Here is a 26867-nt window from a genome sequence, read left to right as displayed (position 1 = left end):
AATCTTTTAAATGAAAATAATGAATTAATTGCGATTTTCGTTACTAGTATCCGGACTTCGCAAAATAAAAACAAACTATGAGTTTTTAATACTATTCGAGAGGTACTTCGATATTCAGTATTCAAAATTCGATATTCAAAATTTAACATGGAAGCATATATAATTGACGGAATAAGAACCCCAATAGGAAGTTATAAAGGAACATTATCAGCAGTTAGAACAGATGACTTAGGAGCTTTGGTAATTGAACAATTAGTCAAAAATAATCCAAATATTCCCAAAGAGGCTTATGATGATGTTATTATGGGATGTGCTAATCAAGCAGGTGAAGATAACCGCAACGTAGCCAGAATGTCTGCACTATTAGCAGGCTTACCTTATACTGTGCCAGGAGAAACTGTTAATCGTTTATGTAGCTCAGGATTATCAGCAATAATTCATGCCAATAGAGCTATCAAAGCAGGAGACGGAGACCTGTTTATATCCGGAGGAGTAGAGAATATGACACGTGGTCCCTACGTGATAGCAAAACCATCATCTGCCTTTGGTAATGATTCAAAAATGTATGACTCTAGTTTTGGATGGAGATTTGTAAACAAAAAAATGCATGAGCTGTATGGTACAGATGGTATGGGGAATACCGCAGAGAACCTGGTAGAAAAATATAATATATCTAGAGAAGATCAGGATGCCTTTGCACATTGGAGTCAGATGAAAGCTACCAATGCACAAAAATCCGGAAGATTAGCAAAAGAAATTACTACTGTAGAAATTCCGCAGAGAAAAAAAGATCCAATTCTATTCTCTAATGATGAATTTATAAAACCCACTACAACAAAAGAGATATTAGCCAAATTACGTCCTGCTTTCAAAAAAGATGGGAGTGTAACCGCAGGAAATTCGTCTGGATTAAATGATGGAGCGGCCGCGACTATAGTAGCTTCAGAAGATGCTGTAAAAAAATATAACCTTAACCCTTTGGCTAGAATTGTAAGTTCTGCTGTAGTAGGGGTAGAACCTAGAATAATGGGAATTGGTCCCGTACAAGCATCTAATAAAGCTTTAGAAAAAGCTGGAATTACTATGGATGATATTGATGTTATAGAACTCAATGAAGCCTTTGCATCTCAAGCACTAGCATGTATCAGAGAATGGGGACTAGAAGATAATGACCCAAGAATAAACCCTAACGGAGGATCAATAGCAATAGGACACCCCCTAGGAGTTACCGGAGCCAGAATAGCATATTCTGCTGCCTTAGAATTACAACAACAAAACAAACGTTATGCCTTGATCACTATGTGTGTAGGAGTGGGACAAGGATATGCTTGCGTAATTGAAAATACAAATGTTTAATTTGATAGATATAAAATAAGATAAACCAAATAAACTCGAAGAATGATCAAATAAGGTTCAGGAATAATCAAACGAACTTGAAGATTGATCAAATGCAGTCTGTGAATGGTCAAATGAGGTTCAAGAATTATCAAATAAGATCTGAGAATAGTCAAATGACCTTCGAGAAGAATAAAATAAGGTTTAAAAATGAATAAATGAGTTTCAAGATTGATAAAATGAAGTTGCAATAAGGTAAAATGAAATTCAAAATAAGTTAGACACAAATAATATAAAATAAAATACCCTGATACGAATATGCTCCTTTAGGGATTAGAAACTAGATTATGAAAAAACTAGAAAGCTATATAAACGGAAAATGGACTTCAGGTTCTGGAGATGGAATCGTTATGAACGATGCCGTGACAGGTGAAGTTATCGGAATGTCTACAACCGAAGGGTTGGATATCCCCGAAGTATTACAGTATGGTAGAACCAAAGGAGGAGAAATACTTCGTAAAATGACTTTTCAGGAGCGTGGTAATATGCTCAAAAAACTTGCATTTTACCTTACCAAACGCAAAGAAGAGTTCTACGAGTTAAGTTATCGTACAGGAGCAACCCGAGTAGATAGCTGGATTGATATCGAAGGAGGATTTGGTAATCTTTTTGCAAATGCCTCTTTGAGGAAATTGTTTCCAAACCAGCCCTATCATGTAGAAGGAGATCCTATCGATTTATCTAGAGGAGGAAGGTTTATGGCGCACCATATTCTGGTACCCAAAAGAGGAGTTGCGGTACATATTAACGCCTTTAATTTTCCGATTTGGGGAATGTTAGAGAAATGTGCAGTCAATTGGATGGCGGGAGTACCTGCTGTGGTATTACCAGCACCACAGACAGCATATTTAACAGAAGCCGTAGTTCGTGTTATTGTAAATTCAGGAATTCTACCAGAAGGAGCATTACAATTGCTAAGTGGTATGACCAAAACAATTCTCGATACAGTACAATCGCAGGATGTAGTAACCTTTACAGGTTCTGCCCACACCGGTAGATTGCTAAAAGCACACCCAAGACTTATACAAGAATCGGTGCCTTTTACTATGGAAGCAGATTCGTTAAATGCTTCAATATTAGGAGCAGATGCAGTGCCGGGAACACCAGAGTTTGATCTGTTTATCAAAGAAGTTCGAAAAGAAATGACCGTAAAATGTGGGCAGAAATGTACTGCAATACGTAGAATTATTGTTCCTTCGGATCGTATCGAAGATGTACAGATAGCCCTAGGACAGCAATTAGATAAAATAACCGTTGGAGACCCCAGATTAAAAGAAGTACGAATGGGAGCTTTGGCAAGTAAACAGCAGGTAGAAAGTTTTAAAAATAACATTTCTGAAATAGCCAAAACAGCACAGTTGGTATATGGGGATCTGGATAAAATAGAAACCGTAGGAGCAGATGCCCAAAAAGGAGCTTTTGTGAGCCCGATTTTGATGAGAGAAGATGATCCGTTTAATAATACGAATGCTCATGATATCGAAGCCTTTGGACCAGTATCAACCTTAATGCCCTATGATACGTTAGAAGATGCAATTACACTTTCACAAATGGGTAAAGGATCATTAGTATCTTCAATCTTTACCTATGACGATAAAATAGCCAAAGAATATATTGTAGAAACAGCTTCGCACCATGGACGAATACTGGTTGGAAATCGCGAAAATGCCAAGCAAAGTACTGGTCATGGTTCTCCACTACCATTACTTACTCATGGTGGTCCGGGACGTGCCGGGGGAGGTGAAGAAATGGGTGGAATGAGAGGTATCAAGCATTTTATGCAACGATGCGCTGTACAAGGAACACCAACTACGCTTACCGAAGTCACAGGAATCTATCAGGCAAACTCTACATATAAAGAAGTAGAAAATCACCCATTCTCATACCATTGGGAGGATATCGAGCCTGGGATGTCGCTCAAAACACATAAACGTACCATAACCGATACAGATATTATTGGATTTGCCAATCTTACCTGGGATCACTTTTATGCGCATACCGACATAACATCCTTAGACGGAAGTATTTTTGAAAAACGTACCGCCCATGGATATTTCATTCTGGCAGCAGCAGCAGGACTATTTGTTTATCCCAATAAAGGACCGGTAGCCGCTAATTATGGACTAGAGGAATGTAGATTCCTTAGACCAATCTATCATAATGATACCGTATATGTACGATTAACCTGTAAACAAAAAGTTGATCGTGATGTAGCAAGCGCAGAACACCCTAGCGGAATAGTAAAATGGTTTGTAGAAGTTTTTGATACCGAAGATGAGCTGGTAGCAATAGCAACTATCTTAACGATGGTGCAGAAAAAACAAACCACTCTTGTAGAAATGACCGAAGCAAAAATACAAGAATGTCTAAGCAAGATAACTGCTGATACAAAACCAAAATGGGGTATCATGACACCACAGCACATGATCGAACATTTGGAGTATACCTATAAAATTGCTTCGGGAGAAATTCAGGATTTTGAGGTTGCCACACCAGAAAAGATTTTAGAAAAAGTACATAATAGCCTTTATAATTATGAACCTTTTCCAAAAAACACAGAATTTCCGTTGCTTAAAAAAGGAGTGCTGGAAGAGTTGATACACCCAGATTTGCAAACAGCAATAACCAAGTTAAATGAAGCTAGAGAAGTGTATAAAGCATATTTTAAAGAAAACCCGGATGCGATACTAAAAAATATTGTTTTTGGAGATTTAAATAAATATGAATGGTATTTATTAGAAAGAAAACATCTAAATCATCACTTTGATCAGTTTGATCTATTGGATTGAACTAAAAAAAGGATACCAATGTCATCCTGAGCTTGTCGAAGGAAATTTGTATTAGAATACACTTCGACAAGCTCAGTGTGACAAACGAAACAAATTAGATTGTAATTCTAACTTAGGTTGGAATGCAAGATTAAGATAAAATATAAAACAAATAATGTAAAATACTAAGTAAAGACTTCAAACACTTAGAGAACATATTTTAAAAATAAGATAAAGTTGACACAGCCATACGTAAATATAAACATAGAAAATCAGGTAGGGATTATCGAGTTTTTTCATCCAGCTCATAACTCTTTACCAGGTGATATTTTAGCAAAGCTTGCTGAAACAATTACTGATGCCGGTCAGGATGATCAGATTAAAGTCATCGTATTAAAAAGTGGAAGAGACAGAACCTTTTGTGCAGGAGCAAGTTTTAAAGAACTGATCAATATTAATGATGCCGAAACAGGAAAAATATTTTTCTCTGGCTTTGCCAATGTAATCAATGCCATGCGCAAATGCCCAAAGTTCATTATCGGTCGTGTACAAGGAAAAACCGTTGGAGGAGGAGTAGGACTAGCCTCGGCAACCGATTATTGTATGGCAACAAAATATGCTTCCATAAAGTTAAGTGAACTTAATGTAGGTATAGGGCCATTTGTAGTAGGACCCGCAGTAGAACGCAAAATAGGATTATCAGCCATGACTCAGATCGCTATCGATGCCAATTCATTTTATGATGCAGAGTGGGCTAGAGATAAAGGGCTTTTTACCAAGGTTTTTGAAGATATAGAAACCCTGGATGCCGAAGTAAAAGCTTTTGCAGAGCATCTGTGCACGTATAATCCAGAAGCAATGCGTGATATGAAAAAAGCATTTTGGAAAGGAACAGAAGATTGGGATACCTTATTAGCAGAAAGAGCCGTAATTAGCGGTAGACTGGTACTAAGTGATTTTACAAAAGAAACCTTGAAAAGATTTAAATAGAATATTGAACACCGAATACTAAACAAAGAATATCGAATGTCGAAGTTTATATTTGATTAAACAATAGTATGATTTCAGTATTCGATATTTAACCTTCAATATTAGATATTTATATGATTTACAGTTTTAAAGGATACATACCCGTAGTACACGAAAGCAGTTTTGTACACCCACTGGCAGCCGTAACAGGCAATGTGATCATTGGCAAAAATTGTTATATAGGACCAGGTGCCGCAATACGTGGAGATTGGGGAGAGATTATTCTCGAAGACGGAGTTAATGTACAAGAAAATTGTACGGTGCATATGTTTCCTGGTAAATCGATAGTTCTTAAAGAAAGTGCACATGTAGGTCATGGAGCGGTGATTCATGGAGCTAATTTGGGACGTAACTGTTTGATTGGGATGAATACAGTGATCATGGATGATGCAGAGATAGGTGATGAATGTATTGTAGGAGCAATGTCATTTGTCAAAGCAAATACAGTATTCCCAAAACGAAGCTTGATTGTAGGTAATCCAGCAAAAGTGATCAAAGAAGTAAGTGATCAAATGATTGCCTGGAAAACTAAAGGAACAAAACTATATCAACAATTACCAGCAGATTGTTATGAATCATTAGAAGAGGTAGAACCTCTAAGAGAAGTGCCAGAAAATAGAGAAACACAAGAAGCATTTTATAAAACATTAGAAGAATTTAAACAAAATAAATAATTACGAATGTCATACTGAGCATATCAAAGTGTAGTCAGTAAAAGAATCTTTTAAAAAGTTAGGCATACGTAAAAGGATAAAAATTAATATATTACAATCAATAAGCTAACAAACATTAGTTAACCAAAATGGCAATAATTGAATTAAAGATGCCCAAAATGGGCGAGAGTATATCAGAAGCTACCATTCTTAACTGGTTAAAGAATGTAGGTGATACGGTAGAAGAAGATGAGACAATTCTGGAAGTAGCTACAGACAAAGTAGATTCTGAAGTTCCTTCTCCTTGTAATGGAGTGATAACAGAAATACGATATCAGCCTAATGAGGTGGTAGAAATCGGGCAGGTAATCGCTCTTATAGATGGAGATGCTGAATCCAAATCAGTACCATCGAATCAAGAATCAGAAGAGATAAAAACGACCGAAAAACCAAAGGACAAACCAGAAGTGTCAGTTCAATCAGAACCCAGAATTACTTCAGACTTAGGATCTCTGGACTCTGACCTAAACGATGGTTTCTTATCTCCATTGATTATCAGTATTGCACAAAAAGAAAATCTGAGTATAGAAGAGCTGCAAAGTATTGTAGGTACTGGAGCAGATGGTCGTATTCGTAAGAGTGATGTGATGCAGTATCTTAAAAATAGAAAGTATCCTTTGCCAAGTAGACCGCAACAGCCACAGGTGCAAGTGCCAAAATCTACATACAATGCCCCTCCAATTTCATTTGTAGAAGGTAAAGATCGAATTGTAGAGATGGATCGAATGCGAAAAATGATCGCTGATCATATGGTGTATTCTAAGCATACCTCACCACATGTAACAAGTTATATCGAAGTAGATGTAACCAATATTGTAAACTGGAGAAACGAAGTAAAAGTGAAGTTTCTGGAGAAGCATGGAGAGAAACTAACCTTTACTCCAATTTTTGTAGAGGCAGTAGCTAGGGCAATTCAAGAATACCCAATGATTAATGTCTCTGTCGATGACAAAAAGATAGTGGTGCATAATGATATTAATGTAGGTATGGCAACCGCATTGCCCAATGGTAACTTAATCGTTCCTGTAGTTAAAAATGCAGATGAGAAAAATCTTTTTGGATTGGCCAAAAATGTTAATCATCTGGCTAATAGTGCAAGGAACAATGCCTTAAAACCAGATGAAATACAAGGAAGCACCTTTACTATTTCTAATGTAGGAACTTTTGGAAGCCTTATGGGAACTCCAATCATTAATCAGCCAGAAGTAGCTATTCTGGCACTGGGGATCATTAAGAAAAGGCCAGAAGTGATTACTACAGAAAAAGGTGATGAAATCGCCATACGAAGTATGATGTATCTATCGCTATCCTTTGATCATAGAGTAGTAGATGGGTTTTTAGGAGGATCATTTTTACGCAAAGTAGGAGATGAGTTAGAAGCCTTTGATATAAATAGAGAAATATAATAATAAATGCGCAAGGGATAGAAGCGACATCCTTTTTTAATGCCTAACCAAACTGTTACACTAAGCCATTGTGTTGAGCCTGTCTAAGTGTAATCTAAGTGTAATCAAGGCGTAAACAAATTAAAAAAGATATAGCGGATAGCCCGACCCATCGGGATGCGACCAAAACAATAATAATGGAGCAACAAATCAAAATTACAAAAACCTCAAATTCAAAATTAAAGGAAATAGATTTTGATAATATTCCTTTAGGAAAAACCTTTACCGATCACATGTTTATTTGTGAATATGAAGATGGTGCATGGCAAAATCCTCGTATAGAGCCTTTGGAGTTAATCCCTACCCATCCCGCTGCAATGGCACTGCATTATGGACAAGCAATTTTTGAAGGAATGAAAGCTACAGTAGGTAAAGATAATACCCCACTGTTGTTTAGACCAGAAGAAAATGCAAAGCGACTTAATCACAGTGCAGCCAGAATGGGGATGCCAGCGGTACCCGAAGAACTTTTTGTAGAGGCAGTAAAACAAATCACAGGAGTAGAGCAAGCATGGATACCCCCGCAAGAAGGTAGTGCGTTATATTTACGCCCATTTATGTATGCAGATGAACCTTTTATTGGGATGCGAGCTGCAACTAGTTATAAGTTTATCGTAATCTGTTCTCCCGCAGGACCATTCTTTACCAAAAAGATAAGATTGTATGCAGAGACTGAATATATAAGAGCAGCAGACGGAGGAACAGGAGAAGCAAAAGCAGCAGGAAATTATGCTGCAGCGATACTTCCTACAGAAAAAGCTAAAGCCAAAGGGTATGACCAAGTATTGTGGTTAAATGCCAATGAGCATAAATACATACAAGAAGTAGGTACGATGAATATCTTTTTTAAGGTAGAAGGTAAATTTATTACTCCCAATATAAGCGGATCTATTTTAAAGGGAATTACACGAGATAGTGTAATTACTTTACTAAAAGATAAAGGTTTCGAAGTAGAAGAACGCCCAATTACTATCGATGAGATCATTGGATATTCTAAAGAAGGTAAACTAGAAGAAGCATTCGGAACAGGTACTGCAGTGGCAATAGCGATGGTAGAAGCAATTGGGTACAATGAAGAACTTATAACCTTGCCAGAGACAAATCCTGTAAGCGAGGATATAAAAAATACTTTGGATGAGATCAAAGCGCAAAAAAGAGAAGATAAGCATGGGTGGATTATCCCCGCGAGTGTAGAAGAGAAGGTAAGATAATTAGAATCTACGAATTACGAATTTAGATTTGCGAAAGATATAATAATAAGAATGAATGTTATTTATGAAAGAGTTTAGATTGTTGGAGTACTTTACAATAGGTAAAGAATCTCCAGAGCAATCGATATCAAAGATCGTAAATCGTGCATTAAAAAATGATTTAAAATGTTAGCCGAAAAAACAATAGCAAAAGAAGTATTACAAAAAGCATTTATGACACTCTGTACTGCTAAGTCAATGACAGAGTTGTATGAAGAAAACTTTAAAGTAGTTTCTAAATATGTGCATGCAACTTCGAGGGGGCATGAGGCGATCCAGATAGCCGCAGCAATGCAGTTATTGCCACAGGATTATGCGTTCCCATATTACCGTGATGACTCGATGTTATTAGGTATAGGGATGAGACCCTACGATTTAATGTTGCAGTTGTTGGCTAAAAAGGACGACCCATTTTCTGGAGGTAGAACCTATTACTCACACCCTAGTCTTAGAGATGAGGATAAACCCAAAATACCACATCAATCCTCGGCAACAGGGATGCAGGCAATACCATCAACAGGTGTGGCAATGGGAATGCAGTACAAAGAGTTGGTGGGATTAGATGATAAATCATTAAAAGATAAACCTTTGGTGCTATGCTCTCTTGGCGATGCCTCTGTTACCGAAGGAGAGATTGCAGAAGCGTTTCAGATGGCAGCATTAAAACAGTTACCTATTTTGTATTTGGTACAGGATAATGGATGGGATATCTCGGCTAATGCAGCAGAAACAAGAGCGCAAGATGCTTTTGAATATGCTTCAGGGTTTAATGGATTAGATGCCATTTCTATTGATGGGGCTAATTTTACCGAAAGCTATCTGGCAGTACAAGAAGTCATCAAAACCATAAGAGAAGAAAGAAGACCAATGTTGGTACATGCCAAAGTACCTTTATTAAATCACCACACCTCGGGAGTGCGTATGGAATGGTATCGTGATGATCTTGATGAGGCTCGTACCAGAGACCCATATCCTGTGTTGAGGAATCAATTAATTAATAATGGTTTTACAGAAGATGAGGTAACTGCTATTGAAACAGAGGCAAAAGCGATAGTAGCCAAGGATCTGGAAGAAGCTATGAAAGCCGAAGATCCAAAACCAGAAGATCTGTTTACACATGATTTTGCACCAACACCTATCACCGAAGAAAAAGGAGAGCGATCTCCAGCCGATAAAGAAGAAGTGGTGATGGTAGATTGTGCACTGTTTGCGGTAGAAGAATTGATGAAAGAGCACAAAGAGTGCTTACTATATGGTCAGGATGTAGGAGGACGATTGGGAGGTGTATTTAGAGAAGCTGCGACCTTAGCTCAGAAATTTGGAGACGAAAGAGTATTTAATACCCCTATCCAGGAAGCTTTTATTGTAGGGTCTACAGTAGGAATGTCGGCAGTAGGATTAAAACCTATTGTAGAAGTACAATTTGCAGATTATATCTGGCCGGGGTTAAACCAGTTGTTTACCGAGGTTAGTAGGTCATGCTATTTATCCAATGGAAAATGGCCAGTATCGATGATTCTTAGAGTACCGATTGGTGCTTACGGTAGTGGGGGACCTTACCACTCTTCATCTGTAGAATCTGTTGTAACTAATATTCGTGGAATCAAGATTGCTTACCCAAGTACAGGAGCTGATCTAAAAGGGCTGATGAAAGCGGCATATCATGATCCTAATCCTGTAGTGATTCTGGAGCATAAAGGCTTGTACTGGTCCAAAGTAAAAGGAACAGATGCTGCCAGAACCATAGAACCATCAGAAGATTATGTATTGCCTTTTGGAAAAGCCAATGTCGTACAGCGAATCTGGCCGCAGGATGAAAAAGAGACCATGACCATAGTGACCTATGGTATGGGGGTACATTGGGCACTTAATGCCACAAAAGATATCAAAGAGAGTGTAGAGATTATTGATCTAAGAACATTATACCCTCTGGATGAGGAAACAATCATAGAATCAGTAAAGAAAACTAAGAAATGCCTTGTAGTAACAGAAGAACCTACTAATAACTCTTTTGCACGGGCATTATCGGGTAAAATACAGGAAGAATGTTTTAGATCTCTTGATGCTCCTGTAATGACAATAGGTTCAGAGAATATGCCAGCGATACCTTTAAATAGTACATTAGAGCAAACCATGATTCCTTCTACAGAAAAAGTAAAACAAAAAATAGAGGAGTTACTTAGATATTAAACCAAGGCTAATTCGAATTTATGAAAGTGAAAATGTATCTCTCAAGGAAGGGATATGTTTTCACTTCTTGTTTTATAGTATAGCATGTTGTCTTGCGATTATCTATAAGTATAGTGATACTAGCTGATTGTTTTAGGTTAATCTATATAAGTAATACAGTTTTAGCTTTAAAATAACGTTTGTAAATTTCATTTCTATCCACATTGTCTTACAATTAAAACAATATAAAACGCTGTTTATAAGTATTTTTATGTAGGAATTTTCTTTTTTTGAGTAGAAACTAAGTCATTTTGTATACTAATCTTATGTAGGTATCGTTGTAGTACGTTATAGATATATACAAGTAATAGCTAATAAACTAAGACCTACCTCAGATCGTGCTTAAATTATGATAAACACACATAGGCTCACAGCATGTGAGCAACACCAAAGACAAGTTATTCAAAACACAATAGTGACCCAAAAACCTAAAAATAACTATAGTATGAATACTATCTATTGTACATCCATCATATTAGCTATGATGATGCTGTTTTCTAGTAACATAAGTACAGCGCAAGATGACCGGGCTGTATTAATAGATCTGTATAAGGCTAATCCCGATAGTAGGCTATCCTGGGATATTTCTACAAAAAGTATTGAAGATTGGAAAGGTGTACATATAGAGAATGGAAGGGTAACACATTTAGATGTAAGTCGTAAAGAAATAACAAGTTTACCAGAAAGTTTTGGTGATCTTTCGGCTCTTCAATCTTTGAATATAAGAAGGAATAAGTTGAAAAGTCTACCCAATAGTTTTGACAACCTTTCTGCCCTTACATTTTTGAGTATAGCAAAAAACCAATTATTGGTTTTACCAGAAGGTTTCGGCAATCTTTCCGCCCTTACCTCTTTGGATTTAGAAAATAATCAACTAACTACTTTGCCAGATAGTTTTGGAGACCTTTCTTCTCTTACAAAATTATATCTAAGGAAAAATCAATTAACTAGTTTGCCTGATAGTATTGGAAACCTTGCGGAGCTCACAATTTTGGGTTTAAGGGATAATCAATTAGCCGGTTTGCCCGATAGTTTTGGAAATCTCTCTTCGCTAGCTGTTTTGGGTCTAGAGAGTAATCAATTAACTAGTTTACCGGAGAGTTTTGGTAACCTTTCATCTCTAATTCAATTGCAAATAAACTATAATCAGTTAACCAGCTTGCCAGATAGTTTTGGTAATCTTTCTGCACTCACAATTTTGGTTTTGGAAGGTTCTAATTTAGCCAGTATACCAAGCAATCAATTAAGTAGTTTACCTGAGAATTTTGGAAACCTTTCCTTGCTAAAAGAATTGTATTTGAAACGTAATAAGCTAACAAGTTTACCAGATAGTTTTGGAAATCTATCATCTCTTGAGTATTTGGATTTAGAGGATAATCAATTAACTAGTTTGCCCAATAATTTTGGCAATCTTTCTTCACTGGTCTCTTTAAGTTTAGAAAAGAATTCATTAGCCCATTTGCCAGATGGTATAGTAAATCTTAATTCTCTTAGCTATTGTAATGTAGGAAATAATAGATTAGAAAGTTTACCAGATAGTTTTGGTCGCTTATCTTCACTTACCAGTTTAAACTTATATAGTAATGCATTACAGAGTTTACCTGATAGTTTTGGCAACCTTTCTTCTCTTACCGGTTTAAGTTTAGGAAAAAATGATATACTTAACCTACCCAATAGTTTTGGTAATCTTTCTGTGCTTAAAGAATTGAATTTACGAGACAATAAACTCACGAATCTTCCAGTTGGTTTTGGTAATCTCTCTGCACTTACAAATCTCACGTTAAGAGGCAATCAATTGAAGGGCTTACCTGACAGTTTTGGTAATCTGTCTTCGCTTGAAAAAGTGGATGTAGCATCAAATCAATTATTGGATTTACCAGAAAATTTTGGCAATCTTACTTCTCTGAAAAGAGTGGATTTGTTTAGTAATCAAATAAAAGTTTTACCCGATATTGGTAACTTATCTTCACTTGAAGTATTGATTTTACAAGCAAATGAATTAACCAGTTTGCCAAAAACAATTGAAACTTTTTCTACTCTTACATTTTTGGATGTAATGAATAATCCATTAGATCCTTTACCTCCTTCATTATGTGCATTTTTGGATAGTATTCGTAGGGTATATATAGATTCTGGAGTATGTAAGTAAATGTTTAGAAAAGGGACTGCCTAAAAGTAGTTTCTTATGACGATTATACACAAATAAGTTTGAAAAAATATCTAAAACTTAATTGTCAATCTGAGCTTGAATTTTTTACAAAAAATGATAATTGTATGTAGCATTCAAGCTCAGTTTAACAAAGAAATCTTCCTGTTTAAATCCATTTATCAGATTTTTACATACTCATGTATTTCCAATCTGACCAAGCTCCATTTTCTTTTCTTTTAAACTTTCCGTCTCGTTCAACAAAATTTAATTCATTATTAGCATCAAATTCATATCTCCCTTCTCTCCATTCATATTCTGGTAAAGAAGCTCCTTGATCTTTTAAATCAAAAAATATATTTACCGTTTTAGAAAGAGTTTTTCCATCTTTACTTACAATACGAGTAGTTTTGGATAGTTTCTCGTCTAGGTATTCGTAATCTTCTACATCCTTTTTTGTCTCATTGGTTGTTTTGGAGGATCTTTTTATCTTATCAAAATCGGTATATTGTAAATTGGTGACAGTCTTGGTTACCCTTCCTTCTCCAAAGTCAAAAACTCTTTCGGTCTTAAATTTATTTTCACCAAGTTTTGATACAGTGATATTGCGTTGCTTAGAAAACTCTTTGACTTTATGAGGATACTCACTTGTAGAAGCCTTAAATGTATTTGGCGTACTCTCTAAAATAGTCGTCACTATTTTTCCTAATTTTCCTTTTTTAAAGTATTTGATAACCTCACTTACTTTTCCATTTTTATAAGTAAAATCAATCCATTGAACTCTTCCGTTAGAGAAAGGGTTTTCGATTTTAGATACTCTGCCATCAGCGTTTCTATAGAATGTATAGTCAAAATTAGACAATGATTTTGCACTTATTCTTTTTACTATACCATCTTCAAAAACAATATCTAATGTACTTCCGTTAAGATCTGCTCCAATAATTTTTCCTTCTTTAATGATAAGGGATACTTTTTTGTATTTATCATCATTGCTCAAAGAGTAGTATTTTTTACCTGAGACCGTATCGTTTTCTATAGTATATTCTCCTTCAAGCATAAGACCGAAGTCTCCAAACACAAGAGTGGTTGCTTCGATATCTTCGATTATTTTTTTTATAATAGGAGTATTCTCTTCACTATTACCGCTTAGCTGATATATAGTATTTGGAATTGTATTTTTTGACTCGGTAACTTCTTTTTTGTGATGTGCCGGGGCTTCTTTTTTTACTGTTTCTTCTGTGTTTTGATCAACAGGTGAGTGTGGTAGATCATCAATGGTCTCGACCATAAAATGGGTGCTGCTTACCTTGTTTTTAGAAAAAAGCTCTTTTAAGGTATTAGCTCTCTTGATAATCTTTTTCCCGTTAGATTTATCGTAACCGTTTTCGATTAACTTATTAGCATATAGAATAGCTTTATCCGGCATGTCAAAATTGTAATACAGTTGCGCCAAATTAAAATAACTGGCATACCTCATTTTTTTATGCTTCTTGCTATCCAAAGGGTAGCGTTCTACCAACTCATTAAAGTAGGTTTCAAAATTATCAAGATATTGAGTATGAGATGAGGTAACCGGTTGATTAGCTTTCATACGTAGAAACACTTCTTTTATTCGTTTGTACTGTCTTTGATAGCCTTCATAATCCGTGTTTTTTTCAGAATCTAAAACCCAAAAAGCTTGCTCTCTCAAATCAGTAGGGTAGCCATAGAAATGATTTAATTTGTCATTTATCAATCCAATCTTATCTTGTATAAATTGTTTTTTTACGTTTTCAACCAAAGTACTGCGATTCGTTGGAAAATATTTTTTTGTATGCTCCAAACTATTCGTCTCTTTACTTTTAAATTCTCCTTTATTCCCCAGCGGAAAATTGTATTCTTCTTTACCTTTTATGGTAACAAAGCATTTTCCTGTAATGGCATATTGCATCGAAGCCTGATAAAAAGTTTTGGTACCAGTTACGTTTCCGTCTCTATCTTTTTCTTCTTTAATTCGTTCTGAAATCTTAACAGGAGTTGTTCCTACATCATTGACGGTAATTTTTATTTGAATTACTCCATCTTCTTTGGTTTTGGTAAAACCATACAACTTAATTTTTTCTTCAAAAGATGTTACACTAGAGTGTACCGAGTATGTTCTTTTACTCTTGTCCAAAATAGGATCTTCTGGTAGTTGAACAAAGTAAATTGAAGCTCGTTCTTTATCTAAGTCTACTTTCTGTGAAAATACAGTTGTAGTTAAGAGAAAAATAATAATAAAGCGGATATTAAATAGTTTCATGGGGTTAGTTTAAGTAGATAACAAAAAATTGAATTGCCTAGAATATAAGTTGATGAGTCATTAAAGTAAAGTATAGTTTTTTGATATTCTCTATGGTCAAAAAAACAATTTCCCTTTTGTGTTTTGGAGAAAGCCATAGTTAGGTTCAAATATAATGTATCGGTAGCTTTTTGATCAATGATATCAGGTATTCTTTTATATTATTAGCGATTTCTGTAGTATGTTTTGCTGATAAGTAGATGTAAATTGCTTAAAATCAAGAAAGTAAAATTATGTATGTCACTAGTTGTAGTAGTGAAGATTTATAAATGTTGACTAATTGGAAGTAGTGTTACGGCAGGTTTGTTTTAACTATGTCTTCTGCCTTAATGGAATATTTTTGTTAAACGTTTAGCTGGAAAAGTTTATACTGTTTATCTGTTGTCTGAGTATTAATGGAGTACGAGGGATAATTTCGAGGGACACTATATCATATAAAATTGATAAATAATCACTTCAGAACATCTCGAAATCAGTTATACTTCTCTTGATACGGAGGGGCTAAAAGAGTACTTTCTGGGTAATTGCTTTAAGGTAAACTCAGAAGAATAATCAGTTAAGCCGGGATATCTATTTTTTCTGACCAAAATTAAGAGAAGAATGATATAATAGGTTAACTTTGAGTGATATAACCATTTAAATATTTTACACAATGATTAAGAACCTATTAAATTTTAAGAATGTTACGATTCTCAAAAAAGAAGATCAAAAAGAGATCAATGGAGGAAAAACAAAGTTTGGTTGCCAACCACAATTTCTGGATTGCACATCGGATAGAGATTGTCCTTGCGGACCATGTGGGCTTCATTATGGGGACTTCTATATTCCTAATCTTTGCTCCTATTAGTGCATAGATAGAGCGTAATGCCAAATACTACTTTTAAGAAATAAGGTGTCTAAAAACTAATGTTTTAGACACCTTATTTATGGTAATACTAAACTTTTATTTAGAGATTCGATATGGTTTCAATTCTTCAAAAAAGATATCATCGTTTGGCACATCAAAATCCATACTTTTAATTTTTAAGTTATTATCAGTAGTAAACTTTACGGTTCCGAAACTAAACCAGGCATGTTTTTTATCCCATACGATTTCCCAAACATCATGATGCCAGTGCCTTAATGTAGCAGATAGATCTGGGGTGTGTTCAAACTCCATTCGTAGCTGTTCTTTTGCACTAGAAATTTTGATCTTTCCATAGATATCAGAAAGATAAGTTCCTGCAATCATGGATGGAGTAGCAGAAGGTTTAGTGTTTAGGACTCTTTTTTCTTTTCTATCAGTAATACGAGTATCTTTTTTAGCATTGTTATTAGCTCTTTCTAAGAGTTTAGCAGACCAATCGATTGTTGAGGTACCCATAAATTGATCCAATGCATAATAGGTTGCAGCTCTAATAGGACTTTTCATGCCATTGGTAAGTACAACCACTCCCAGGTTCTCGTCCGGGATTAAAGTAACTGCGGTAATCATACCATCAAAACCGCCTGTGTGAGCAACATTTAGTCTCCCGTGGTAATCGCTAAGTCCCCATCCGAGACCATAGCCACTAAAGTGGCGATTAAGATCATTTTGGGTGGTATGATCTATAGTATAGTTGTTATGTGGTGTCCAAACCATATTTCGGGTTTCTTTGGTGAGTAGAGTGTCCTTGCCAACACGCCCATGATTTAGATTAAAAATCATCCACTTGGCAACATCATTTACACTGGATATAAGACCTCCCATAGCTCCGATTTTTTCCCAATCAACCCATGCTACAGGGATGTTTGTGTCATTCTCACGGGCATGGGGGGTGGCATAGTTTTTTTTGTTCTCTAAATGTTTGATAGATGATATTGTTCTATCCATTCCCAGAGGGTCAAGGATTCGTTCTTGCACATTTTGTCCCCAGGTTTTTCCTGTTACTTTCTTAATGATTTCTCCAGCTGTGATATACATTACATTAGAATATCCAAATCCAGCTCTAAAATCATTGGTTTTAGGAAGGTATTTAACTCGCTTTATAATTTCTTGGGCAGTTAGGTTGGCTTTATACCATATAATATCTCCGCTAAAGGTGCCCAAACCTACGCGGTGACTTAGCAGATCTTTGATAGTTACTTCATTACTTACCCATGGATCGTAGAGTGCAAAATAGGGTAGGTGCTTCTTTACTTTATCATCCCAATTTAGTTTTCCTTCCTGAACCAGCATCCCGATAATAGTGGCTGTAAAGGCTTTAGAGTTAGATGCTATAGCGTATAACGTGTTTTTATCAGGTTTATCTTCTTTTCCTTTTTCCAAAACTCCATAGCTACCGCTAAAGACTAATTCTCCATCTTTTACAATACCAATAGTAGCACTTGGGATATCCCAGTCTTTGACCATTTTGGTATAGTACTCATCGAGTTTCTTAAGGTCAACTGTAGTTTTTTGTTGAGCAAACAAACTGATATAGCAGATAGAGAATAGTAGAAAAAATGATAATACTTTTTTCATAGTAATAATTTTAGATAATAATTAGTGTGTCTTAACTGGGTAAATATAGTTTTTAGGAATACTATTTCAAATTGAAAATGATGTATACTAATAGTTAGTGTTTGTACTACTGGTTGCATTGTATAATCTGTTGTAGATTATGAAAGAAATGTAAGGGAAGTGTCAATTTTACTTATTTTCAGAACAACATAGAGAAAAACTGTGTTTCTGTTTACGATAGAAGCACTTGAATTGATAAGTTTTGAATCAAAACATGATAATGTACAACAGATATTGTATATACTTAAAATAATAAAAGTTCAGAAATAGTGTGTCTGTTACTTTTTTAGTAGTGCTCTAAATGCCTGAGCGTCTCCCTTAAATACATCATAGTCGATGTCTCCTTTAACTCCACTTAGCTTTTTGAGATCTGTACGTTGCCAGAATGTCCAACCTTGGTTTTTCCATGTTTCTGGTAGTTTTGGCTTCTTTTTGGTGTACTCAGCTACCCATAATTTATATTTGGCAAAGTCAGGGTGATCAAGATATTTGATCCCAAAATATAGATTGGTATATATAATTGGGGCAACCCCCAGTTCTTTTTCTACGGTTTTTAACCAGATTAAGGTATTTTTCTGATAGTTTTCTTTGGTTACTGGTGCCTTGATACCGCCTTCTTCAAGATCCAAAACGGGGGGTAGACTGCCAGAGTCTAGCTGCCCTAATGCCTTTGTGAAATTTAGGGCTTGCTTTGTTGGATCATTACCTGTTACATAAAAATGATAAGCTCCTTGATAGACGCAGTTTTTTTTGGCATCTGCTCTGTTTATTTCAAATTTTGGATCTATAAATGTATCTCCTTCTGTAGCTTTGATGTATACAAAATTGACACCATCTTTTTTGATATCATCCCAGATGATATTTCCTTGATAATGGGATACATCCATGCCAAGGATGATAGAGTCTTTTTCTATTCTTTCATTTTCCATCTCACAAGTAGTGTTTTTTTTATCATTGGCGCAAGAATAAAGGAGTAAAGAGGTCGCAAAAATTGCAATAGAAAGTTTTTTCATGGGTATTGTCGGTTTAATAGTAAAAAAATGATGTTATGAAGCTGACTTAATTAGGGTTATTAGTTAGGTCTTTGCCTAGTTGTTTTAAGTTTGCTTCTTGGTTGTTTTCGATTTTTTGCAATGCAGAGAAATGAAAGAATCTTTTTAGTAAGAAACTCATAAGATAAAAGTATAGCAATGGCAAAATAAGAAAAAGAACAATAAGATTACTGATCATATTAATGATAAGTTTCATTAGTTCTTTTTTGCCTTCTTTTAGAATTTGATAGGCTTCAGAGACACCTTCCTCTATATTCACTCCAACATCTTCAACTTTATTAACGACGGTGTCTTCAACTTTTTTAAAGAGACCAATATCTTTGTGACCTTTCTCTTTTGCTTTTTCGAGCTGTCTTTTTTTTCTAGCTTCTTGTTTGGAGGTTAGCTTTTCTCTTTTTTCTTCATATTTACTTTTGATAGATGATAAATGCTCATGTAATGAAGATCCAAGATCTAATTTCATGGTATCCGATACATAATGTATTCCATTAACATACATAGAAAGCCCAGGATTAATAAGTAGCGAGATGATCAGTAACTTTAAAGCTACTTTTTTGTATTTTTCTATAAATACTCCTATTAGAAATAGAAAAGGAAGTATTTTGAATAGTAATGATTTTCCCATATTAACCAAGATAGTCTGAACAGCAACTACAATATTGGCAAATGTTAGATAATTGATTGCCCGGGTAAAGATATCTGTAAGTTCTGTGGCAACTCCACCTACTAAAGGAACACCAGAGTTGTCGATGCTTTCGGTAATACTTTTTAACTCCATAGCAATGCCAAGAGCAAGCATCATGTTCCCGTTTAAGTTAGATAAAAAATCGATAGCCGGAGTTACTAATATATTGCTAAAGCCTAAGAGAGCGAGTACCAAGGTAATGGCAACAATCCAGATTTTATCTTTTTTGATAAAATTGGATAGTGTCTGGTTTATATCCATAATGAAGAAATCCTAAAAGTTGGTTTATTTTTTGTGTAGTTTAAAGGTAGATTATTTTTTGGAATAATAACACTTAGTTTTTTGATTTTGTTTAAGTTTTTTTGATTAAATCAAAAAGTGATTTGATTTTTTTTATTAGTATAATAAATTGATTATTAGGGTGTAGTGAGTTTTTTTTGGGTCCGAGATAATTTTAGCGTAGACCCACTTGTTTTGATACAATACTGCTAATTAATGGTTTTATTTTTCTTAAAAATGAGAAATTAACCTTAATATCATACACTATAAATTTGTGGTACATCTATAATACTGTATTCTGTTTATGTTAAATATATTGTTTTATAAAAGCGGAAATTTGTCACCTTTAATTTCTTTGTTGCAAAACATTTATTTTTTTACACTTGTAAAATACTGTTTTTTAGAGGTTTAATAAACCCGTATAACTTGTGGTGTTTTACCAGAATATTATATGTTTTTTTTATATTGCTTATTGAACCAACACTTTCAAATATGGATAATATATCAACAATTATTTTAGCAGTATCTCTTATCATTATTATGTTAGGAATGGGATTGTCTTTGGTTGTTGATGATTTTAGAAGAATATTTGTATACCCAAAAGCGATATTAGTAGGGTTAACTAACCAAATAGTTATTTTACCATTGTTGGGGTTTATGTTGGCCTCGATGTTTCCAATTCAGCCTGAGATTGCTGTAGGGGTCATGATTCTGGCTGCTTGCCCTGGTGGTCCTACCTCAAATTTAATATCTCATTTGGCAAAAGGTGATATTGCATTATCAGTCACACTTACTGCCTTAAGTAGTTTTATTACTATTTTGACAGTTCCATTTATAATCAATTTTGCGTTACAACATTTTTTAGAAGAAGGAAAGATGATTAAACTGGATGTCGTAAGAACGATTATTCAAATTTTGGTAATTACTTTGATTCCGGTAGGGATCGGTATGACCATTAGACGATATAATGAAGGGTTTGCATTAAAAATGGCTACTCCTGTTCGTCGTGCTTCTGGTGTTGTCATCATACTTGTGATTGTAGGAATTACACTAAAAGAAAGAGAAAATTTTGTATCCTATATTCAACAGGCAGGTATAGTAGCATTATGTTTAAATGTTATTACTATGGCGGTGGGGTATTATTCTGCAAAACTATTTAGGATAAATAATAAAAGAGCCATTTCTATTGCCATAGAATCTGGAATCCAAAATGGAACTTTGGCTATATCTATAGCAGTTGTTTTACTTGGGGATACTGCATTTGCAGTCGCCCCAGCTGTATATAGTTTATTAATGTTTTTTACCGGAGGTGTTGCCGTTTATTTGGGTATCAAAAAAAATAAAGTCAAAACAGAATAGTCCTGCTTATACCATTTATACTTTGAATTTACCGCAATAAAATTCTCTTTTTCGCCTATGCTTCAGAATAAAAATTAACCGTAGCTATACTTCGACGTGTCTCAGCACAAGTGGTTATGCTGAATTTTTCTTCTTTGCATAAACAAAAATAGCTAACTTTCTTTTACAGTAAATTCAAAGTATGACTGGTATTATTCTTTAAAATTAGTTTAATGTTTTTTTACTTTTTGATCCCAGGTATCCCTACAGGCTTTTTAGTTTGCCAATGAAAGGCTTCAGCCTTTTGTTTTTCGGGCCAAACCTGATCCAGTGTATTGGTATTATATACTCTTCCGTTTTTAATTACATGGGTTAGCGTATTGGTATTTCTTATATTTTGAAGTGGATTTTTTGATAAAATAAGAATATCTGCTAGCTTTCCGGGTTCCAAACTTCCTAAGTCGTTATCTAATCCTAAAGCTTGAGCACCCAAGGTAGTCGCAACCCTAAGGGCATCATGGTTCTTCATTCCACCACTACCGATAGACCATAATTCCCAATGAAAACCTAGTCCTTGTAACTGTCCGTGACTTCCTACACCTGCTAAACCTCCTGCTTCTACCAGATCCTTCATAAAAGCTGCATGCTTTTTAAAGATATGTTCTTCATCCATAAACCAACCTGGTCTTCTTCGGGATTTTTGGGCTAATTCCTCATATGGAGTATAATATTGTATCTTTTGATCTCCCCATACATTTTCTCTGGAGTAGTAATAGTTTTCTGCCCACGGACCACCATACGACACTAATAAGGTTGGTGTTACTGCCATTTTTGAATCTGCTACAGTTTTTACAACATCTTTATAGATTGGATAAATTGGAAAAGAATGTTCATGTCCGGGGTATCCATCCTGCAACTGGGTCATATTTAGTTTGAAATCCAAACCACCTTCTGTTGTAGGCATTAATTTTAATTCTTTGGCTGCTATCATAATCCATTGTCGTTGTTGTCTGTTGCCTACCAAATACATTTTGATACTTTTGGTATTGTAATACTCACTGTACTGCTTTAATACTTCTTTGGCATGATCCAGGCTTTCGATTTGATATTTCCAAAATCCAACTCCGGGACCGGTGCTATACACACGAGGTCCATTGATCATTCCTGCTTCTACCATATCTGCATAGGTAAGAACATCTGTTGTACCTGTCTGCGGATCTCTGGTAGTAGTAACTCCATAGGCCAGATTAGCAGAATACATCCATACCTGATTTTTGTGTAGCCCCCAATACGGCCACATATGCGCATGTGTATCCACAAAACCAGGTACTAATGTTTTACCGGTGACATCAATAGTTATTGCATCTTTGGGTATTGTTATACTTCCAGAAATACCAATAGCTTTTATTCTGTTATTCTCTATAAGAATATCTCCTTTTTTAATTACCTCATATCCTTTCATGGTAATGATATTACCACCTTGTAAAAGGAGAGTGCCTTTGGGGATATCTTTTTTATAATTTACAGTTACTTTAAATTCTTCTGCTTCAAACTTTGGATCTTTCTTTTTTTCTTCCTTTTTGTCTACTTGTAAAGAATCAGTTTTTTTAAGGTCTTTTTCTGCTTTTTTGGTAGCAATTACACTGTCCTTAAATTTTTTTCCAGCTAGGAGATCATATTTAAAATGACTCGCTCCCAGAGACCAGTGAACCTTTTTACTATCTGCAGACCACGAGGGGAATTCTCCTCCAAGAATGGTTAGTTTCATAGCAGGAAATGCAGCAGCATTAGCCTTTGCAAGAGAAACAGATGGTGTTTTACCATATTTTGGAATAACTACCGTATAGATATCATTGTTAATTAGTGCCAATGCCGTTTTGCCATCTGGCGAGATTCTTATTTCTGAAGGTTTAGAAGCTTTGCTTTTATCTCGCCATCCTTCTTCGGCAGAGGGTAATGCACTGGATATAATTTTATGATGATCTTTACCATAGACATCTTGAGAACCATAGGTAGTAATCCCAGTTAGCTTTAAATGTCCTTTTTCGTCAGATCCATCCCACCTAATAGAGACTAGTCCTTTTTCATGATTACTTAAATAGATTCGGTCATCTACTTTGGTAAAATGAGGATTTTGTCTCCCTTTGGTCTTGTCTATAAAGTTAATAATGCCACCTGTAGAATTTATCCATACCAGATCTTCTTGAACACCTGCGGTAAATGGACTAATAGCACTATCGTATGTTTGGGCACTTCCCCTATGAAACACAATTCTATTAGAAGTGTAAGACCAAGAAGGATAGGTATAGACTCCAGGTTGTTGGGTTAGCTGAACAGGTTTAGGAGCCCCATCAATACTTAGTTTGAACAAATGACCTCCTCCTTGTTTCCAGGTGGTAAATACGATATGTTTTCCATCAGGCGACCATGTTGGGTGCGCTTCGGTAAAGTCGTTCGTTGTTAACCGCTTGGGAGTACCATTAGGTAAGTTCATAATATACAACCTGTTTAGTGCAGTAAAAACAAGTTTAGAACCATCGGGCGAGGGTTTGGCGTCTCTAATTTGGGTAACTATTGCTTTTTCTGTGTCTTTTATGGGGTATTTAAAAGCTAGTTTGGGACCTAAATCTAGAGAGACATCTACTTCAAAAGGAATTTCGATTGCCGTATTGTTTTCTAATGATACAGCATGTATTTTTCCACCATAAGAAACAATCAGGTTCTTATTGTCTGGAGTAAATGACATTGCTGGTAGTACCCCTAGCGGAGCAATTGATTCTTGTTCATCGCGCTGCACAGGGTATGCCAGCCATCGCTCTTTTCCGGTTTTCAGATTTCGTAAAACAAGACCCGTTTTTTCTTCAAAGCGGGTACCATATACCATCCAATCACCATTATTTGATAGTGTAGGAGTAAAAGCAGATCCATATCTAGAGGTTATTACTGCCATATCACCATCTTCCATATCATAAGTTCCTATTTGATATTGTGGTAGCTGAGCATTGTAATTCCAAGAGTTTTTACGTTGTGAAAAATAGAGTAATTTACCATCTTTACTAAATGCAGGGTCTATGGCTTTTATATCTTTTGGTTTTTCAAATAATTGACTTCCACTACCACCTTCTTTATGATATACATGTAGTTTGATGTTTCTGCGCCCTTTGGCTCCCACAATGTATTCTCCATCTGGAGTCCATTCTGCAGAAAAGAAATTATGCTTTTTCTCTTTGGTAACTTGTTTATCCTTTTTGGTAGAAAGATCCAGAGTCCATATGTTATCTGAACCACTTTTATCAGAGATAAATACTATAGACTTGCCATCAGGGCTATATCGTGGGTGTACATCATAAGCCATTCCTTGTGTAATTGCAGTAGCTTTACCACCTTGTATAGGCATTATATAGATGTCTCCCATAAGGTCGAAGACAATTGTTTTTCCATCAGGACTTACATCTAATGAAATCCAAGTCCCTTGATCTGTGGTAAAGGATACTGTACGTTCAGGTTCTAAAGGAAGTTCTTTGGTGGCTTTTTTTATGGAATCCTTTTCTTTTTTGGTGCTTTGTGAGAAAGCAGTAAGCGTACATAAAAATAAGAACAGATAAGCGATTCTGAGAGTGATTTGTGAATTCATTGATTGTGAATGTAGAATTAATTGATTGGGTAAATATAAACAATAAATTAATGTGTAAGGGTAATGGTTAATACCTTCGGTATTATAATTTTATGTTTACTGAAACGAAGTGGTTTTTAAATGTACTCCATATCTAAAAAGAATGGAATATGGTAAAACATATGTTGATACTTATCATACTTTTTTTTGATAAATATCAGTTTTTAAGTTGATAAAATTAAAGATCTAAATAGACAATAGAACGTATTTTTGAGATATTATAAACCACAACTCACACAAACTCATGAAATTTAGGAAACATTTATTTTTAATTACTGCACTCATGCTTATTGTTACTATAAGTACGGGGTGGGTTTACAAGGAACAATCGAGGGTAAAGCCCCCTGAAAAAGAAGAAACATTTTTGTCAAATGTAAAAAATAGTAACCTAATTGCTACAACTACTTTTGCTTATTGTACTGCAAATGGAAACAATACTAACGATGAATATATTAGTAAAGTACAATTGGGAAGTATTGACAATGTATCTACAGCGGGCACAGGAGGGTATACCGATTTTACCTCAATTTCGACAAATTTGTTGAAAGGATCTTCTCAAACCATCACAATTACTCCTACCTGGACAGGTACCGTGTATAGTGAAGCCTATAAAGTTTGGATAGATTATAATCAAAATGGCGTTTTTACTGATGCTAATGAAGAAGTGTTTTCTCAAAACCCAACCCAAACTTCTCCTGTAACGGGGACTTTTACGATACCTAATAGTGCTTTGGATGGAGCTACTAGGATGCGCATAGTGTTAAGATATAATACTTTGCCATCCTCATGTGGAAGTTTTGACTATGGAGAAGTAGAAGATTATACTGTAGTATTAGGTTCTAACGGAGGGGGAGATACTCAGGCACCAAGTGTTCCTACCAATGTAACAGCTTCAAATATAGGGGCTACCTCAGCAGATCTCACTTGGACAGCATCTACTGATAATGTGGGAGTAGCGGCATACGAAATATTTCAAGGAGCCACCAGTATTGGTACTTCAACTACAACGAATTATAGTGTAACCGGACTTACGGCTAATACGACCTATAGTTTTACAATAAAAGCAAAAGATGGTGCGGGTAATACCTCTGGTAGTAGTACTGCTGTCAACGTTACGACTACAACTACTACTGTGAGTTATTGTACAGCAAATGGAAATAATACTAACGATGAATATATAGGAAAAGTACAACTAGGAAGTATTGATAATGTATCTACAGCAGGGACTGGAGGATATACGGATTTCACATCAATTTCAACAAATTTACTAAAAGGAGCTTCCCAAACTATAACGATCACCCCTATCTGGGCAGGCACAGTGTATAGCGAAGCTTATAAAGTTTGGATAGATTATAATCAAAATGGTGTCTTTACAGATGCTAATGAAGAAGTATTTTCTCAGAACCCAACTCAAACCACTCCTGTAACAGGTACTTTTATCGTACCTAATGGCGCTTTGGATGGAGCTACCAGAATGCGTGTAGTGCTAAGATATAATACCTTGCCATCATCTTGTGGGAGTTTTGACTATGGCGAAGTAGAAGATTATACTGTAGTAATTGGCTCTAATGGAGGAGGGGACACCCAAGCACCAAGCGTACCGACCAATGTAACAGCTTCAAATATAGGAGCTACCTCAGTGGATCTTTCTTGGACAGCTTCTACTGATAATGTGGGAGTAACAGCATACGAAATATTTCAGGGAGCAACCAGCGTTGGTGCCTCTACTACAGCCAATTATACTGTAACTGGGCTTACGGCTAATACCACCTATAGTTTTACCATAAAAGCAAAGGATGCAGCAGGAAATGTATCTGCCAGTAGTACTGCTGTTAATGTAACAACCACCTCTACTCCAGGGTGTACGGGAATCACAACTTTTCCATATACGGAGAGTTTTGAATCTGGTTTTGGAGCATGGATCAATGCCTCTGGAGATGATATCGAGTGGACTCGTGATTCAGGAGGAACACCTTCTAATGGTACAGGACCAACTACAGGGCAAGATGGAGCATTTTATCTTT

The 26867-nt window shown here is 35.6% G+C and carries 16 protein-coding genes; 11 read left to right on the top strand and 5 right to left on the bottom strand.

All coding sequences use genetic code 11. From position 1 onward, the window contains the following. The first annotated feature begins 147 nt into the window (after window positions 1-147). The 8 genes from C1X07_RS18505 to C1X07_RS18470 all read left to right on the top strand — a co-directional run bounded on the left by C1X07_RS18505 (window position 148) and on the right by C1X07_RS18470 (window position 12978). Complete coding sequence (locus C1X07_RS18505) at window positions 148-1356, top strand: 3-oxoadipyl-CoA thiolase (protein WP_103071528.1); 1209 nt, start codon at window positions 148-150, stop codon at window positions 1354-1356. Between the two features lie 326 nt (window positions 1357-1682). Continuing rightward, the gene (paaZ, locus tag C1X07_RS18500; RefSeq protein WP_103071527.1) at window positions 1683-4184 is read left to right on the top strand and encodes a phenylacetic acid degradation bifunctional protein PaaZ; all 2502 of its coding nucleotides are present in this window, start codon (window positions 1683-1685) and stop codon (window positions 4182-4184) included. A 216-nt stretch (window positions 4185-4400) separates the two neighbouring features. Then, entirely contained in the window at window positions 4401-5153 is a 753-nt protein-coding gene (locus C1X07_RS18495) for an enoyl-CoA hydratase/isomerase family protein (protein WP_103071526.1), read from the top strand. A gap of 113 nt (window positions 5154-5266) precedes the next feature. Further along, a complete protein-coding gene (locus C1X07_RS18490; protein ID WP_103071525.1) occupies window positions 5267-5866 on the top strand; it encodes an acyltransferase in 600 nt (199 codons plus the stop codon). Window positions 5867-5994: 128 nt separating this feature from the next. Continuing rightward, complete coding sequence (locus tag C1X07_RS18485; protein ID WP_103071524.1) at window positions 5995-7311, top strand: dihydrolipoamide acetyltransferase family protein; 1317 nt, start codon at window positions 5995-5997, stop codon at window positions 7309-7311. Between the two features lie 176 nt (window positions 7312-7487). Beyond that, window positions 7488-8561, top strand: coding sequence for a branched-chain amino acid aminotransferase (locus tag C1X07_RS18480; RefSeq protein ID WP_103071523.1), 1074 nt, complete (start codon window positions 7488-7490; stop codon window positions 8559-8561). Between the two features lie 165 nt (window positions 8562-8726). Beyond that, window positions 8727-10790 carry an alpha-ketoacid dehydrogenase subunit alpha/beta gene (locus C1X07_RS18475; protein ID WP_103071522.1) on the top strand — a complete coding sequence of 688 codons (2064 nt, stop codon included), beginning with the start codon at window positions 8727-8729 and terminating at the stop codon, window positions 10788-10790. 484 nt (window positions 10791-11274) lie between these two features. Beyond that, complete coding sequence (locus C1X07_RS18470; RefSeq protein ID WP_164914196.1) at window positions 11275-12978, top strand: leucine-rich repeat domain-containing protein; 1704 nt, start codon at window positions 11275-11277, stop codon at window positions 12976-12978. Between the two features lie 187 nt (window positions 12979-13165). Here C1X07_RS18470 and C1X07_RS18465 read toward each other — a convergent pair whose 3' ends face one another. Beyond that, on the bottom strand, window positions 13166-15256 hold the full coding sequence (locus C1X07_RS18465; protein ID WP_103071520.1) for a hypothetical protein: 2091 nt from the start codon (window positions 15254-15256) through the stop codon (window positions 13166-13168). Between the two features lie 691 nt (window positions 15257-15947). Between C1X07_RS18465 and C1X07_RS24785 the strand changes: the two genes are divergently transcribed. Continuing rightward, window positions 15948-16142, top strand: a complete 195-nt coding sequence (locus C1X07_RS24785; RefSeq protein WP_128755321.1) for a hypothetical protein — start codon at window positions 15948-15950, stop codon at window positions 16140-16142. Between the two features lie 96 nt (window positions 16143-16238). Here the strand turns inward: C1X07_RS24785 and C1X07_RS18460 are convergent, their stop codons facing one another. The 3 genes from C1X07_RS18460 to C1X07_RS18450 all read right to left on the bottom strand — a co-directional run bounded on the left by C1X07_RS18460 (window position 16239) and on the right by C1X07_RS18450 (window position 19814). Then, window positions 16239-17777 (bottom strand): serine hydrolase, encoded by a 1539-nt coding sequence (locus C1X07_RS18460; protein ID WP_103071519.1) that lies wholly within the window; start codon window positions 17775-17777, stop codon window positions 16239-16241. A gap of 317 nt (window positions 17778-18094) precedes the next feature. Further along, window positions 18095-18829 carry a glycoside hydrolase family 25 protein gene (locus C1X07_RS18455; RefSeq protein ID WP_103071518.1) on the bottom strand — a complete coding sequence of 245 codons (735 nt, stop codon included), beginning with the start codon at window positions 18827-18829 and terminating at the stop codon, window positions 18095-18097. Window positions 18830-18875: 46 nt separating this feature from the next. After that, on the bottom strand, window positions 18876-19814 hold the full coding sequence (locus C1X07_RS18450) for an ATP synthase subunit B family protein (RefSeq protein ID WP_103071517.1): 939 nt from the start codon (window positions 19812-19814) through the stop codon (window positions 18876-18878). 510 nt (window positions 19815-20324) lie between these two features. Between C1X07_RS18450 and C1X07_RS18445 the strand changes: the two genes are divergently transcribed. Further along, window positions 20325-21191 carry a bile acid:sodium symporter family protein gene (locus C1X07_RS18445; RefSeq protein WP_103071516.1) on the top strand — a complete coding sequence of 289 codons (867 nt, stop codon included), beginning with the start codon at window positions 20325-20327 and terminating at the stop codon, window positions 21189-21191. 220 nt (window positions 21192-21411) lie between these two features. Here C1X07_RS18445 and C1X07_RS18440 read toward each other — a convergent pair whose 3' ends face one another. Further along, complete coding sequence (locus C1X07_RS18440; RefSeq protein ID WP_103071515.1) at window positions 21412-24804, bottom strand: amidohydrolase family protein; 3393 nt, start codon at window positions 24802-24804, stop codon at window positions 21412-21414. 283 nt (window positions 24805-25087) lie between these two features. On the opposite strand from C1X07_RS18440, the gene C1X07_RS25230 reads away from it, so the two are divergent. Beyond that, a partial coding sequence (locus C1X07_RS25230) for a GEVED domain-containing protein (RefSeq protein WP_206604253.1) occupies window positions 25088-26867 on the top strand: 1780 nt, incomplete at its 3' end.

Source organism: Aquimarina sediminis, assembly GCF_002895435.1.
GTDB classification, from domain to species: domain Bacteria; phylum Bacteroidota; class Bacteroidia; order Flavobacteriales; family Flavobacteriaceae; genus Aquimarina; species Aquimarina sediminis.
The sequence above is the reverse complement of the archived record's forward strand: the minus strand, read 5'-3'. Positions and strand labels throughout refer to the sequence as shown.